General features: G+C 73.7%; 12 protein-coding genes and 1 riboswitch. Of the genes, 5 read left to right on the forward strand and 7 right to left on the reverse strand.

What is annotated here, in order from left to right:
- Positions 1 to 60 precede the first annotated feature (60 nt).
- Genes AC3AGO_RS06840 through ribD form a run of 4 tightly spaced genes read right to left on the reverse strand, consistent with a single transcriptional unit; the run spans position 61 to position 3,808 of the window.
- A complete protein-coding gene (locus AC3AGO_RS06840) occupies positions 61 to 1,374 on the reverse strand; it encodes a bifunctional 3,4-dihydroxy-2-butanone-4-phosphate synthase/GTP cyclohydrolase II (RefSeq protein ID WP_487819225.1) in 1,314 nt (437 codons plus the stop codon).
- Entirely contained in the window at positions 1,371 to 2,042 is a 672-nt protein-coding gene (locus tag AC3AGO_RS06845; protein WP_487819226.1) for a nicotinamide mononucleotide transporter family protein, read from the reverse strand. The genes AC3AGO_RS06840 and AC3AGO_RS06845 overlap by 4 nt, the downstream gene beginning before the upstream one ends.
- Complete coding sequence (locus tag AC3AGO_RS06850; protein WP_487819227.1) at positions 2,039 to 2,668, reverse strand: riboflavin synthase; 630 nt, start codon at positions 2,666 to 2,668, stop codon at positions 2,039 to 2,041. Before AC3AGO_RS06850 ends, AC3AGO_RS06845 begins: the two co-directional genes overlap by 4 nt.
- Entirely contained in the window at positions 2,669 to 3,808 is a 1,140-nt protein-coding gene (gene ribD, locus AC3AGO_RS06855) for a bifunctional diaminohydroxyphosphoribosylaminopyrimidine deaminase/5-amino-6-(5-phosphoribosylamino)uracil reductase RibD (protein WP_487824560.1), read from the reverse strand.
- A gap of 199 nt (positions 3,809 to 4,007) precedes the next feature.
- Positions 4,008 to 4,138, reverse strand: a riboswitch (FMN riboswitch).
- Between the two features lie 168 nt (positions 4,139 to 4,306).
- On the opposite strand from ribD, the gene AC3AGO_RS06860 reads away from it, so the two are divergent.
- The 4 genes from AC3AGO_RS06860 to AC3AGO_RS06875 all read left to right on the forward strand — a co-directional run bounded on the left by AC3AGO_RS06860 (position 4,307) and on the right by AC3AGO_RS06875 (position 9,412).
- A complete protein-coding gene (locus tag AC3AGO_RS06860) occupies positions 4,307 to 5,551 on the forward strand; it encodes an MFS transporter (RefSeq protein ID WP_487819228.1) in 1,245 nt (414 codons plus the stop codon).
- Positions 5,552 to 5,921: 370 nt separating this feature from the next.
- Positions 5,922 to 7,373, forward strand: a complete 1,452-nt coding sequence (locus AC3AGO_RS06865) for a uracil-xanthine permease family protein (RefSeq protein ID WP_487819229.1) — start codon at positions 5,922 to 5,924, stop codon at positions 7,371 to 7,373.
- Positions 7,374 to 7,637: 264 nt separating this feature from the next.
- Positions 7,638 to 8,366 (forward strand): DUF5995 family protein, encoded by a 729-nt coding sequence (locus AC3AGO_RS06870; RefSeq protein ID WP_487819230.1) that lies wholly within the window; start codon positions 7,638 to 7,640, stop codon positions 8,364 to 8,366.
- 116 nt (positions 8,367 to 8,482) lie between these two features.
- A complete protein-coding gene (locus AC3AGO_RS06875; protein WP_487819231.1) occupies positions 8,483 to 9,412 on the forward strand; it encodes a TIGR03619 family F420-dependent LLM class oxidoreductase in 930 nt (309 codons plus the stop codon).
- A gap of 63 nt (positions 9,413 to 9,475) precedes the next feature.
- On the opposite strand, the gene AC3AGO_RS06880 is transcribed toward AC3AGO_RS06875, so the two are convergent.
- Both AC3AGO_RS06880 and AC3AGO_RS06885 read right to left on the reverse strand, forming a co-directional pair.
- A complete protein-coding gene (locus tag AC3AGO_RS06880) occupies positions 9,476 to 11,203 on the reverse strand; it encodes a flavin monoamine oxidase family protein (RefSeq protein ID WP_487819232.1) in 1,728 nt (575 codons plus the stop codon).
- 225 nt (positions 11,204 to 11,428) lie between these two features.
- Positions 11,429 to 12,244 (reverse strand): carbon-nitrogen hydrolase family protein, encoded by an 816-nt coding sequence (locus AC3AGO_RS06885; RefSeq protein ID WP_487824561.1) that lies wholly within the window; start codon positions 12,242 to 12,244, stop codon positions 11,429 to 11,431.
- 1,240 nt (positions 12,245 to 13,484) lie between these two features.
- Between AC3AGO_RS06885 and AC3AGO_RS06890 the strand changes: the two genes are divergently transcribed.
- Positions 13,485 to 14,069 carry a peptidoglycan-binding domain-containing protein gene (locus tag AC3AGO_RS06890; protein ID WP_487819233.1) on the forward strand — a complete coding sequence of 195 codons (585 nt, stop codon included), beginning with the start codon at positions 13,485 to 13,487 and terminating at the stop codon, positions 14,067 to 14,069.
- 44 nt (positions 14,070 to 14,113) lie between these two features.
- On the opposite strand, the gene AC3AGO_RS06895 is transcribed toward AC3AGO_RS06890, so the two are convergent.
- Positions 14,114 to 14,569, reverse strand: a complete 456-nt coding sequence (locus tag AC3AGO_RS06895; RefSeq protein ID WP_487819234.1) for an Lrp/AsnC family transcriptional regulator — start codon at positions 14,567 to 14,569, stop codon at positions 14,114 to 14,116.
- Between the last annotated feature and the right edge of the window lie 4 nt (positions 14,570 to 14,573).

A 14,573-nucleotide genomic window follows, 5' to 3' on the forward strand; every position in this document is an offset into this window, starting at 1 on the left:
TCGTCTCCTCGGTGCTTGCTTGCCGAATCGGGGGTGGTGGTCAGTATCGGATGCGGAGGCTCACTGGCTGCCGCAGGCGGAGGCGTGTCCGTCGTCCAGCCAGGGCAGGTCGTGACCCATCCGGTCCCGCTTGGTGCGCAGGTAGCGGATGTTGTGCTCGCCCGCCTGTACGGGCATGGCCTCGCGCCCGGTGACGTGCAGCCCGTAGCGCTGCAGCGCCTCGGTCTTCTCCGGGTTGTTCGTCATCAGCCGCAGGGACCGTACGCCCAGGTCGCCGAGGATCTGCGCGGCCGCCGCGTAGTCCCGCGCGTCGGCCGGGAGGCCCAGCTCCAGGTTGGCGTCGAGGGTGTCGCGGCCGCGCTCCTGCAGTTCGTAGGCGCGCAGCTTGGACAGCAGGCCGATGCCGCGCCCCTCGTGCCCGCGCAAGTAGAGCACGATGCCGCGGCCCTCGGCCTGCACCCGCTCCATGGAGGCGTGCAGCTGCGCGCCGCAGTCGCAGCGCAGCGAGCTGAACACGTCGCCGGTCAGGCACTCGGAGTGGACCCGTACGAGAACGTCCTCGCCGTCGCCGATGTCGCCGGCGGCCAGCGCGATGTGCTCGACGCCGTCGACGGTGGAGCGGTAGCCGTAGGCGCGGAAGTCGCCGTACTGGGTGGGCAGCCGGGTGGAGGCCTCACGGCGGACGGTGGGCTCGGCCGCCGTACGGTACGCGATCAGGTCCTCGATGGAGATGATCGCCAGCCCGTGCTTGCGGGCGAACGGCACCAGTTCCGGCAGCCGCAGCATCGTGCCGTCCTCGCCGGCGATCTCGACGATCGCGGCGGCGGGCCGCAGTCCGGCCATCCGCGCCAGGTCGACACCGGCCTCGGTGTGGCCGGGCCGGGCCAGTACGCCGCCGGCCTTCGCGCGCAGCGGGAAGGCGTGCCCGGGGCGTACGAAGTCCGTGGGCGTGGCGGCCGGGTCGGCGAGCAGCCGGATGGTGGCGGCACGGTCGGCGGCGGAGATGCCGGTGGTGACGCCGTGCTCGGCGGTCGCGTCGACGGTGACGGTGAAGGCGGTGCCCATGGACTCGGTGTTCTGCTCGACCATCTGCGGCAGCTGGAGCCGGTCCAGGTCGGCGGGCTCCATGGGGGTGCAGATCAGCCCGCGGCACTCGCTCATCATGAAGGCGACCACCTCGGGGGTGATCGTCTCCGCGCCGACGACCAGGTCGCCCTCGTTCTCGCGGCTCTCGTCGTCGACGACCACGACGGGCCGTCCTGCGGCGATGTCGGCGACGGCCCGACCGACCGGGTCGAGCGTGAGGTCCTCGTCGGGTCCGCCGGGGGTGAACGCCTCGGCGGCACTGTGCCAACTGCTGTGCAGCGCGGTCATGCTGCTGCTCCTTCCAGTGCGGGCTCCTGACCGGAGCCCCGGGCGGCGTCGACGCGGGAGCGCAGCCACCAGGCGCGCAGCCCCCACAGGACGAGGCCGAGGTAGACGACGTACACGAAGCCGGAGAAGGCGAGCCCGCTGGCGAACGCGAGCGGGACGCCGACCAGGTCGACCAGGAGCCAGGCGAACCAGAACTCCACGAGCCCGCGGGCCTGCGCGACCATCGCCGTCAGCGTGCCGACGAAGATGTACGCGTCGGGCCACGGGTTCCACGAGAGCGCGGGCACCAGCGCGAACAGCGCGCCGACGGCGAGGGTGCCCACCGCCGTGCCGGCGGCGAGGAATCCGCGCTCCCGCCAGGTCGCGAACCGGACGGCGACCGAGCCGTCCTGTGCCTGCTGCCTGCCGCGGGTCCACTGCCGCCAGCCCCACAGGGCGACGACGATGACCAGCAGCTGCTTGCCGACGCCGCCCGCAAGGTGCGCGGACGCGTAGGCGGCGATGAGGACCAGTCCGGACAGCAGCTGGACGGGCCAGGTGAGGACGGAACGCCGCCAGCCGAGCGCGAGAGCGACCAGGCCGACGGTGTTGCCTATCGCGTCGGACCAGATGACGTGCTGCCCGAAGGCGGTGAAGGCCTGGCCGTTGAGCCAGTCGACAGCGATCATCGGGCGGCTGAATTCTGGCCGGTGGGCCGGCCGGCGTCCTGCCCGGCGGAGTGGCCGAGCAGCCGTTCCACGTACTTCGCGAGCACGTCGACCTCCAGGTTGACCGGGTCGCCGGGCTGCTTCACCCCGAGCGTGGTCAGGTCGAGCGTCGTGGGGATGAGGCTGACGGTGAAGTGCTCGTCACCGGCCTCGACGACGGTCAGCGAGACCCCGTCGATGGTGATGGAGCCCTTCTCCACGATGTACTTGGCCAGCCCCGGCGGCAGGTCGATCCGTACGGTGCCACCCTCGGTGCGCTCGGCGAGCGTGCCGGTGCCGTCGACGTGGCCCTGCACGAGGTGTCCGTCGAGCCGGCCGCCGAGCACCATGGGGCGCTCCAGGTTCACGCGGGAGCCGACGGCGAGCGCGCCGAGGCTGGAGCGGGAGAGCGTCTCGGCGATGACGTCGGCGGTGAACTCGCCGCCGCCCACCTCGGTGACGGTGAGACAGACGCCGTTCACGGCGATGGAGTCGCCGTGCTTGGCGTCGGCGGTGACCTTCGGACCGCGCAGCCGGAAGCGGGAGGCGTCCCCGAGGTCCTCGACGGCGGTGACTTCGCCCAGCTCTTCGACAATTCCGGTGAACACTCAGGACTCCTCGGGGACGGGGACGGCAGAAGCGGGAGCGGCGGTCGCGGCCGTCGCGGCGGGCACGGAGGCGTCCCAGGGGACGGCGGTGATCCGCAGGTCGGGCCCGATGCGCACGGATTCGGTCACATGCAGCCGCAACGCCTGCGTGATGGTGCTGATTCCGGCCGGACCGAGCGCCGCGGGCCCCTCCCCCAGCAGTACGGGGGCGACGTAGCCGGTGACCGAGTCGACGGCGCGGGCCTCCACGAAGGCCCCGGCGAGAGTGGCGCCGCCCTCCAGCAGGACGGACAGCACGCCGCGCTCGTGCAGGGCCGACAGCAGCGCGTCGAGGTCGAGGCCGCGTCCTCCCGCGGCGCGCGGCAGTCGCAGCACCTCGGAGGCGTCCTCCAGGTGTGCGGTGTCCTCGGCGGACAGGTCGTCGGCGACGGCGATCACGGTGGGCGCGGTGTCGTCCAGCACCCGCGCCCCGGCCCGTACGGCGGTGGCGCCGGTGTCGACGACGACGCGTACGGGCTGCTTCGCACCGGACACGTCGCGCACCGCGAGGTGCGGGTCGTCGGCGCGCGCGGTGCCGGCGCCGACGAGGACCGCGTCGTGCCGGGCACGCATCCGGTGCACGTCGGCGCGGGCCTCGGCGGAGGTGATCCAGCGGCTGGAGCCGTCGGCCGCGGCGGTGCGCCCGTCGAGGGTGGCGGCGTACTTCCAGGTCACGTAGGGGCGGCCGCGGGTGACGGAGGTGAGCCAGGCGGCGTTGACCGCGCTGGCCTCCTCCGCGAGCAGCCCGGTACGGACGTCCACGCCGGCCTCGGCGAGGGCCCGGCCGCCGCCGGTGGCCTGCGGGGTGGGGTCCTCGACGGCGTACACGACGCGGGCGATCCCGGCCTCGATGAGCGCCTGCGCGCAGGGTCCCGTGCGGCCGGTGTGGTTGCAGGGTTCGAGAGTGACGACGGCGGTGGCGCCGCGGGCGTCGTCACCGGCCTCCGCGAGCGCGTGCACCTCGGCGTGCGGGCCTCCCGCGCGCTGGTGCCAGCCCTCGCCGACCGTCTGTCCCGCGGAGTCGAGAATGACGCAGCCGACGACTGGGTTGGGGCTGGTGGAACCCTGGCCGCGGTCCGCGAGCTCGATGGCGCGGCGCATGGCGGCGAGTTCGGCCGGTGCAGCGGAATCCGCTGCGGCGATGGGGGCCACCGGGTCCTCCTGCCTCTTCGGGCACGGACTCCGGGGCGCTTTCGGGACTTCGCGGGGTTCGGGTCGGCGGTCGGCCCGCCGGTGGAAGATCCTCTTCCGCCTCCGCGGAACGGTCCTCTCCGGCCGGCCAGGATGCCTTCCCGGCCCGCCGCGCACTGCCTCCCATCCGGACTTTAACCGTCGGTCCAGGAATTTCACCTGGTCAACCGGCCGCTGGCAGCGGACGGGTCGCGGACTGTAACCGCCGGTTCGGACTTTCACCGACCCCGGAGTGCGCTGACGTCTCTGATCTGGTGACCAGTCTGCCACGCCCCGCGTCCGGCCATGCAGGGGGTTGCTGTGGAGTGGCTCACAGGGGTGGACAGCCGCGGCCCGCGCGGAGGTTGCCCGCGGGTCCGGCGGGAAAGGGTTGCCGGAGCGGCGAGGGCGGACTGCGGGGGTGACCGGATGGCTCGGGACGGCACGGCGGACGCGGGCGCCGTACGGGCGCGGCGGGCCGTGGCGGTGGTGTTCGCGGTGCACGGCACCGCCAGCGGCACCTTCGCCACCCGCATCCCGTGGATCCGCGAGCACCTCGGGCTGGGGCCCGGAGCGCTCGGGTTCGCCCTGGTGTTCATGACGGTCGGCGCCACCGTCGCGATGCCGCTGGCCGCCCGCCTCACCCACCGGTACGGGCCGCGCCGGTCCCTCGCCGCTCTGGCGGTGCTGTGCTGTGCGGGGCTCGTCCTGCCGCCGCTCGCCCCGGCGCTGGGCTGGCTGTGCGCCGTGCTGTTCCTGTACGGCTGCGGGCTCGGGCTGCTGGACGTCGCCATGAACGCGCAGGGCGTACGGATCGAGGCGCGGTACGGCCGGTCCGTCATGTCGGGTCTGCACGGCCTGTGGAGCGTGGGCACGCTGCTGGGCGGCGCCGCCGGCGCGGTCGCCGCGCACGTACAGCTCGACGCGCGCCTCCATCTGGCCGTCACCGCCCCGGTGTTGGCGCTCGTCGCGGTGCTCGCCTGCCGGTACGCGCTGGACGACCGGACGGATGCCGCAGCCGCTGGATCCGCTTCCGGGCAGGGCGCGGCGGAGGAGCCGCCGCGGTTCGCGCTTCCGGGGCGCGGGGCGCTCGCCGTCGGGCTCATCGGCTTCTGCGCCGTCTTCGCCGAGGGCGCGTCCATGGACTGGTCGGGCATCTACCTGCGCGATGTGACGGGCGCGGAACCGGGGTTGGCGGCCTCCGCCTACACCGCGTTCGCCTGCACGATGGCCGCCGCGCGCCTCCTGGGCGACGCCGTCGTACGGCGCTTCGGGCCGGTGCGCACGGTGCGGGCGTGCGGCGCGGTCGCCGCGGCCGGCGGCGCCCTGGTGACGGCCGCCGGGACACCGCTCGTCGCCGTCGCGGGCTACGCGCTGATCGGCGTGGGCATCGCCGTGGTCGTCCCGCTGTGCTTCGCCGCGGCGGGCCGTACGAACGGCGCGGCGCCCGGGCAGGCCATCGCGGGAGTGGCGACACTGGCGTACGCCTCCGGGCTCGCCGCGCCCGCGGCGGTCGGCTGGATCGCCGAAGTCACCTCGCTGTCCGCCTCGTTCGCGCTGGTGACGGTGCTGCTGCTGGGGCTGGTCCTGGGCGCGGGAGTGCTCCGCACAGAACCCGCCACCACCCGCACCCCGGACGCGGCACCACGACACGACGCGCAGACACCGCGCTGAGGCGTCAACGCCCCGTGGGCCGCGGCTCGTTGCCGGCGCGCCGGAAGGCCGGGCGGAGCCGGGCCGGCGGGAGGCGGCGTATCAGGTGTTCCGGTGCCCGGGCCGGGGCGGCGCCCAATCCGGCCCCTCCCCCGGCCGGCGGGACCACGGGCTCGCCAACCGGCCCACGGCGCGGGCGAGTTGCAGTGCCGCCGCACGCGCCCGCGGCGCACAGCCTGTGACCGGGCACGGGTCGAGTCGCCGGTCTTGCGCTGCCGGTCACCGGCGGAGGCGGTCCACGGCTTGCCCCCGGCCGGGATGAGGCACGGCAGGGGCGCCCATACGATATAGCTCGCCATGTGACCGAGTGGGATCAATTGCTGGAGCGAAGATGAGCGGCGGCCTGGGCCTGCGCTGGAAAGTGCACGGGAACGGACGGGTCCCGGCACCGGGCGCCGTCGTCCGGCCGGACGAGCGGCTGTCGTGGCCGCGGACGGCGGGGCTCGGGGCCCAGCACGTGGTGGCGATGTTCGGCGCGTCGTTCGTCGCGCCGCTGCTGATGGGCCTGGATCCCAATCTGGCCATCATGATGTCGGGCATCGCGACGATGCTGTTCCTCCTCGTCACCCGCGGGAAGGTGCCCAGCTATCTGGGCTGCAGCCTCTCCTTCGTGGGGGTCGCCGCGGTGATCCGCGCGCAGGGCGGCGGCAGCGCCGCGGTGACCGGCGCGATCCTCGTGGTCGGCGTCGCCCTGGCCCTGGTGGGCCTGGCGGTACGGCACTTCGGGGCGCGGATCATCCACGCCGCGATGCCCCCTGTCGTCACCGGCGCCGTGGTGATGCTGATCGGCTTCAACCTCGCGCCGGTCACGGCCACCACGTACTTCCCGCAGGACCAGTGGACGGCCGTCCTGACCATGCTCTTCACCGGGCTCGCCGTGGTCTGTCTGCGCGGCTTCTGGTCCCGGATCGCGATCTTCCTGGGGCTGGTCTTCGGGTACGTCGTGTCCTGGGCCTCCGACGCGGCGTTCGGCATGATCCACTCGCCGGACGGCAGCGGGAAGACCACCGACCACTTGCGCCTCGACCTGTCCGGAGTGCGTGACGCGGCCTGGGTCGGGCTGCCCGATCTGCACGCGCCGGCGTTCAGCTGGTCCGCGGTGCTCGTCGCGCTGCCCGTGCTGATCGCGCTGATCGCGGAGAACGCCGGCCATGTGAAGGCCGTCGGCGAGATGACCGGTGACGACCTCGACGACAAGCTGGGCACGGCCATCGCCGCGGACGGCGCGGGCACCGTGCTGTCGACGGCCGTCGGCGGCCCGGCCACCACCACGTACAGCGAGAACATCGGCGTGATGGCCGCCACCCGCGTCTACTCCACCGCCGCCTACTGGGCCGCCGCCTGTTTCGCTCTCCTCTTCGGTCTGTGCCCGAAGTTCGGCGCGGTCGTCGGCGCGATTCCCGGCGGTGTGCTGGGCGGCATCACCGTGATCCTGTACGGCATGATCGGTCTGCTCGGCGCGCAGATCTGGGTCAACAGCGGGGTGGATCTGCGCAATCCGCTCAATCTCGTGCCGACGGCCGCGGGCATCATCATCGGTGTCGGCGGCGTCACGCTGAAGTTCACCGACACCTTCGAGCTGAACGGCATCGCGCTGGGCACGATCGTGGTCCTGAGCGGCTACCACGTGCTGCGCGTCATGGCCCCGGCCCATATGAGGGAGCAGCCACCGCTGCTGGACGAGGGCACGAGTGCGTACGACGAGGACGGCGCGGAGACCGGCTCCGGGGCCGGCGGGGACGGCGGCGGAGAGAACGAGGATCCTCCGCGACAACAGGCGTAACCTTTCTGCCCGTTGGCCGTTGGACAGTACGTAGCGTGCAACCGGCTCCCCCGGAAACGCGTGACGAAGGCCCTGACCACCCCGCCTGGCGGTCAGGGCCTTCCGCGTGTGCGGGGGCGGGGCGGACCGTGTGCCGCAGGACGGGGGCCGGGCAGGACGGGCAACGGGCCGAATGCGCCGCGGAGTCGCACGTGCGTCCCCCGTCCGGGGGCTGTGCGCGGCGGGTTCCGGGCGGCGCGGCGGGGGCGGTGCCACGCTGCCCCTATGACGTCAGCCGAACAGGTACCCGAGCGCGAGCGGCCCCTCGCCGCCGGCGGGAGCGTGGACGAGGTCGTGGCGCGGATGACCGCGCTCGGAGCGGATCTGCCGCCGCGGGACGGGGTGGCCGTCTTCAACAGGGTGTATCTGTCAGTGACGCGGGAGCTGGCGCGGCGGCTCGCGGACGGACTGTTCCGGGACCGCGAGGCTGCCGGCGAGCTCGGGGCGCGCTTCGCGGGCCGCTATCTGGAAGCGGTGCGGGCCTCCGAGGAGGGCGGGCGGGTGCCGGCGTGCTGGCGGCCGCTGTTCCAGCTGCGGCGCCATCCCTCCGTACGGCCGCTGCAGTTCGCGATGTCCGGGATCAACGCGCACATCGGGCACGATCTGCCGCTCGCGCTGGCCGACACGTGCCGGGCGCGGGGTTCGGAACCGGACAGGATGCGGAGCGACTTCGAGCGGATCGGGGAGCTGCTGACGGGCCTGGAGGAGCGGCTGCGGGAGGAGCTGATGCCGGGCCCCGACCTGCTGGACGTCGCCGATCCGCTGACGCATCTGATCGGCTCGTGGAGCCTCGAACAGGCGCGTCAGGGGGCGTGGGCGGCCTTCCGGGCCCTGTGGGGCCTGCGGGAACTGCCGGATCTGGCGGGCGAGTTCGCGGAGCGGCTGGACGCCACGGTGGGGATGGCGGGCCGCTGTCTGCTGACCCCGCTGCCGGGCGGTCACGATCCGGGATGAGCTGCCGGTTTTCGATGTATCCCGGGAAGGCGCCATTGTCAGGAACCGTCCCTGTCGCCTAGGCATGACCGTGATCCGCGGAGTCTGGCGCGGAAGCGGAAGGTGAGGGAGGAACCATGGCGTTGCGACTCGGCCTCGGGCTGCCGCAGACGGGCACGTACGACCCGCAGCACGATGTGACGTCGGCGGCGCGGGCCGCCGAGGACGCCGGATACGACAGCGTGTGGGTTCTGGAGCGGATCATGCGCCCCGAACAGCCCGTCGACGACATGTACTTGATCCCGGGCCAGCCGTGGGCCGACTGGTTCCGCTCCGTCGCCGATCCGCTGGTCACCCTGTCGATGGCGGCGGCCGTCACCGGCCGGGTGCGGCTGGGCACTGCGGTGCTCGTGGGCTCGCTGCACCAGCCGTTCCTGCTGGCACGGGCGCTGGGCTCACTGGACGCGGCGAGCGGCGGCCGGGTCGTGGCCGGGCTGGGTACGGGCTGGTCCCGCGACGAGTACGCGGCGGCCGGCGCCGATCACGCGGGGCGCGGGGCCGGCCTCGACGAACTGCTGGACGTGTGCGCCCGCGTGTGGGGCTCCGACCCGGTGCCCGCGTACGAGGGGAAGCGCACGCGGTTCAACCCGAGCGCGATCGGCCCGAAACCGGCCGGGCGCATCCCCGTGCTGCTGGCGGCCGGCAACGACCGGGCGCTGCGGCGGCTGGTGAGGCGGGCCGACGGGTGGCTGCCGTCGTACGTGACGAACGAGCAGGTGCGGGCGACCAGGGGGCGGATCGCCGAACTGGCGGCGGAGGAGGGCCGTTCGGACCACCGGTTCTCCGTCACGGTGCGGGCCTCCGTGCAGCTCTCCGACAGGCCGCTGGGCGGCGACCGGATGACGTACACCGGCAGCCTGGAGCAGATCGTGGACGATCTGCGCGGCGCCGCCGCGGCCGGGGTGGACGAGGTGCTGCTGGACACGCAGACCGACTCCGCGGACGTGACGGAGCTGATCGAGAAGGGGGAGGCGCTGCGGAAGGCGGCGCGGGACGCGGGCGTGTAGGCCCCCGGTGGAGACGCGTACAGGGCCCGTCGGGAGCGGAATCCCGGCGGGCCCCAACGGCCGTCAGTCCTCGGGGAGTTCCACCGGGGCGATCCGGTCGTAGACGTCGCCAGGACCCGGGTTGCCCGGGTCGGTGGAGCCGCCGAGGTGGTGCAGCACGCCCCAGACGGCGTTCAGCGCGGTCTGTACGGCGCCCTCGGCCCAGCCCGCCGTCCACGAGATGTCGTCGCCGGCGAGGAACAGTCCGCGCCGGTCGGCGGGCAGCGTGTCCTGCATGAAGTGGGTGAACAGCCGCCGCTGGTACCGGTAGTGGCCCGGCAGGTTCGCCTTGAAGGCGCCCATGAAGTAGGGCTCGTTCTCCCAGGAGACGGTCACCGGGTTGCCGGTGATGTGCTTGCGGATGTCGACGCCGGGATAGATCTCGCCGAGCGACTTGAGCATGACCTCCATCCGCTCGTGGGCGTCCAGCGGCAGCCACTTGAGGCTGTCGTCGCACCAGGTGTACGAGAGGCAGATCGAGGCGGGACGGTCCGGGCCGCCCTCGTCCAGCAGGTAAGTGCCGCGCGTCATCCGGTCGGTGAGCGTCATGCTCATCGTGTCCCGGCCGGTCTCGACGCCGTTGGCGTCAACAGCCTTGTCGAGCCAGAACGGCCGGTCGACGGGCACGAACAGCTTGCTGGACTCCATGTAGTGGGTGCGCTCGACCGCCGTCCAGTGGTCGATCGGCAGCAGCGAGTCGTCACACTCGATCTTGCTGAGCAGCATCCACGACTGGGCGGTGAACACGGCCGCCCTGTACGTACGGATGTCGCCGTCCGCGTCCGTGACGGTGATGCGGTTGCCCGCCGTACGGTGCAGCCGGGTCACGGCCGGGCGGGGCTGCCCGTCCGGGTGCAGACCGGCGAGGGAGGTGCCCTGCGCCCAGTGCGTGATCTTCTCGGGGGCGCGTTCCCACAGGCGCAGCGGGAGCTGCTGGCTGCCGCCGACGATGCTGCGGTGGTCGTCGTCCGCGCCGGTGTAGACGACGCGGAGGATCTCCAGAATGGAGTTGGGGAAGTCGGTGTCCCAGCCGCCGGTGCCGAAGCCGACCTGACCGAAGATCTCCCGGTGCCGGAAGGACGCGAACGCCGGGGAGTCGCAGAGGTAGCCGTAGAAGGTCTGGTTGTCGAGCTTCTCGACGAGCGGCGCCCACAGTTCGCGGATGCGGTCCACGTCCCGCTCGCGTATCGCCTGCTGCAGAGCGCTGAAGTCGGCGCCCTCCTCCAGGCAGGCGTTCCACGCGTCCATCACCTGGTGGTAGACGGGCGGAAGGTCGTCGAGGGTCTCGGCGTAGTGCGACTCGCCCTTGAGGTCGACGACGGTGGACGGGGTGTCCGGGGCCAGCGGGTTGGGGAACGGCGTGGTCTCCAGCCCGGTCAGGTCGATGTAGTGCTGCAGCGCCGTGGAGGACGGCGGGAAGCGCATCGCGCCCATCTCGGCGGTGAGTTCGGGGCCGTGGCCCTCGAAGTGCGCGGTGCGCAGCCGGCCGCCGAGCTGGTCCGCCTCGTACACGACGGGCTTGAGACCGGCCTTCATCAGCTCGTACGCGGTGACGAGCCCGGACAGACCGCCGCCGATCACGGCGACCTCGGTGCCGTGTTCGGTGGCGGGCACCGAGCCGAGGCCCGCGGGGTGGCCGAGGTAGTCGTCGTAGGCGAAGGGGAAGTCCGGGCCGAACATGGTGACGGGCGGCGGCTCGTGGGCCGCGGCGTGCTGCTCGTCGGGAACGGCGGACGGCACCGTGGACGTCATGGGGCGCGGGTCTCCTTGCGAAGGTCGTGCGGGTGGCGGGTGGCGCGTGGCGGTTCGGGTGGGCGCGGGCGCGCCGGTGGGGCGGGCGTGCGGGGTGTGCGCGGGTGTGCCGGCCTGCGGGTGTGCCGGCTGGGAGCGTGACGGGGTGCGGGTACGGGTGCGGGTTCTGCGGTGGAGCGGGCGGACCGTGTGCGCGGGGCCGGACTGCCGTGCCCCGCGCGGGAGTTACCTGACGCCGGCCGGGGCCTCCGGGGCGTCCCCGGTGCGGGCGGCGGCCGCGTACAGGCCGGGGCGGCGGTCGGCGAGGTACGGGTTGCCCTCGCGGGCCGCGGCGGTCACCGCCGGGTCGGCGTCGGCGACGAGCAGCGTCTCCTCGCGCCCGGCCCGGGCCGGCTCCGTACCGTCGGGCGCGGCCAGGCAGCTCAGCCCGGCGAAGTCGAACTCCCCCTCCGGTCCCGTGCGGTTGGCGTACGCGACGAACAGCTGGCTCTCCCAGGCGCGGGCCGGCACCAGCGTGCGCGGGACGAAGTCATACGGGCGCATCAGCGCGGTCGGAACCAGCAGCAGCTCGGTGCCGGCCAGCGCGTGCGCCCGGACGGCCTCCGGGAACTCCACGTCGTAGCAGACCAGCAGCCCGATCCGGGTCCCGTGCAGGTCCGCCTGGACGACGAGCCGGTCGCCGGGGACGAAGTTGTCCGTCTCGTAGCCGCCGTAGAGGTGCGTCTTGCGGTAGAGGGCGAGGCGGGTGCCGTCGGGGCCCGTCAGCTGGACGGAGTTGAAGACGTGCGGGCCGTCGCGCTCGGGGAAGCCGTAGGCGATCGCGATGCCGTGCCGGGCGGCGACGGCGGCGACCGCTTCGGCGCCGGGCCCGTCGGCGGGCTCGGCGAGCTCGTGGACGCGGTCGCCCAACGCGTAGCCGGTCAGCGACAGTTCGGGGGTCACCAGCAGGCGGGCGCCCTGTGCCGCGGCACGGGCGGCCACGGCGTCGAAGGCGGCGAGCCCCGCGGGGCCCTGGTACAGCGCGGTGCGCAGCGGCGTCATGGAACCTCGGGCAGGAGTCATGAAGGAACGTTCGAGGGGGACGCTTTGACAGTACGGTTCGCCTTCGGTGGCGTACAAGGCGTCTCCGTTGCGCGTTCGACCCCTGTCTGTTGCGCGACGTTGCTCGGGGCCGACGATCCGTTGCGTGGTCGCTCGCGCGGGGCGGTGACGCTCGCGCTGTGCGGTGTGCGGGGTACGGCCCCCGCCCCGGTGTGGGCACGCCGCCCGCACCCCGGTGTGGGCAGCTGGTCCGCCCTTGGGGGCGGAACGGGTGGGCACACCGGGCCGCACCCGCGCAGGGTTCCGCACCCCGCCCCCAACGCACGCGCCGCCGTGAGGGGTTGAGCCCCAGACCCGCCCCTACCCGTTTCTTCCAGGGCTCCGCCCCGGCCCCCAGCCCTGCCCTGCGGGCAGGGAAGAGGGGGAGCCGAGGTCCCTCCCCGGACCCCAGCCGCGCTGCGCACGAAAGACCGGGGCTCCGCCCCAGACCCCGCCAGAGCCGCGCCCCGCCCAGGCATGGACGGCGGTCCGCCCAGAGGGCGGGACGGGTGGGCACACCGGACCGGCGCCCGCACAGGGACCCGCACCCCACACGGGGGACCCGCACCCGCGCCGCCCCCATGGGGGCAAAAGTTCAAGGGAGGCATAACGGGGGCTGAAGATCCACTGTTCGGGCTCGTGGAGGGGTCCGCGGGGGGACAGGATGGCCGCGCCGGGCAGCCAGTGCCGGCGCTCATGATCAAGACGTACAGCCAGTGGAGCCCCCGTTGAAGACCCCCGCGACCGGCCGCCGCCACCCCCGCCACCCCGGACGTGCCCCGCTGCACGTCCGGGACCCGTTCCGGGGTGACCGGTGACGGCCCCGTACTGCTGCGCGGACTGCGGGGCCGAACTGGCCGCCGCCGCTGGGCGGGAGGCGTGCGGCTGTGCGGGCCCCTTCCCGGCCGACGAGGTGGATCCGATGCACATCCGCCCCTACGCCGAACTCCCGGACGTGGGCACCCGGAACCACGCGGAGGTCCCGGAGCCCGTACCGGTTGTCGCCGCGGAGCCGTTCCCGGCCGCTGAACTGCCCATGTTCTGGGGTGATTCGGACCCCGAGGGCCCGGCATCCGCCGCCGCTTCGACCCGTACACAGCGAACCGGACCCCTCCCCCCGCCCCGCCGCACCCCCGCCCGCAAAGGCGCGGGCCGGAGACGCCGTCCGCGGCTCTCACGGCGCGGGCGGAGGCCCCTGGTCGTGGCCCTCACCGCGGCCGCGACGGCAGTGGTCCTGGGTGGCGGGCTGTTCACGGTGCAGCGGGACTCCGGCGCGGACCGTGCCGTGTCCGGGAGCTCTCCCGGCGCACCGGAACACCACCCCGGCACACACTCGGCCTCTCCCGCGCCGTCCGGCCCGGCAGGGGCCGAGCCGTCACCGGGCCCCTCCGAGGGGGCGGGCCGGCCCGGTCACGGCGCGGGCTCTCACGAGAAGCGGGCCGACCGTGACACCACCCGCCCCTCCGGCCCGCGCGATTCAGGAAGCAGCGGCTCCACAGACGGCAAGGCCCAGGAAGGGACAGGCCCGGGCCCCGCGGGGCAGGCCGTCGCGCTGCCCCGCGGCACGCTGCGCGTGGGCGACGCGGGCCCGGAGGTGGCGCAGTTGCAGCGCCGCCTGAAGCAGGTGGACTTCCTCGCCGGGGACGCCCCGGAGGACGGGGTCTTCTCGACCCTCGTGCAGGAGTCCGTGTTCCGTTTCCAGGCGGCGCACGGCGTCCAGGGGGATACGGACGGCGAGTTCGGCCCCCGTACCCGGGAGGCGCTGAGCGCTCCCGGAGCGGCCTGACCGCGGGTCCGCCCTCCTGACGCGACGTCAGGAGGGCGGACCTGTCAGGCGGGCGGGCCGGACGTGTAGCGGCGCAGCAGGGGTGACAGGACGAGGACCGACTTCGTGCGCTCCACGAACGGTTCGCCCGCTATGCGTTCCAGCACCTGCTCGAAGTGCCGCATGTCGGCGGCGTAGACCTGCACGATGGCGTCGGCGTCGCCGGTGACGGTGGAGGCGGAGGCCACCTCCGGGTAGCGGGTCAGGGCGCGGTGGATGTCCTCGGGCGAGGTCTTGGAGCGGCAGTACATCTCGATGTAGCCCTCCGTCTCCCAGCCGAGGGCCGCCGGGTCCACGCGGACGGTGAATCCGGTGATGGCGCCCTGTTCCCGCAGCCGGTCCACGCGGCGTTTGACGGCGGGTGCGGAGAGCCCGACCTCGGCGCCGATGTCGGCGTAGGTGCGGCGGGCGTCCTCGGCGAGGGCGTGGACGATGCGCTCGTCCAGTTCGTTCAGCGGCACGGCG

It is taken from the genome of Streptomyces sp. BL1 (genome assembly GCF_057628045.1).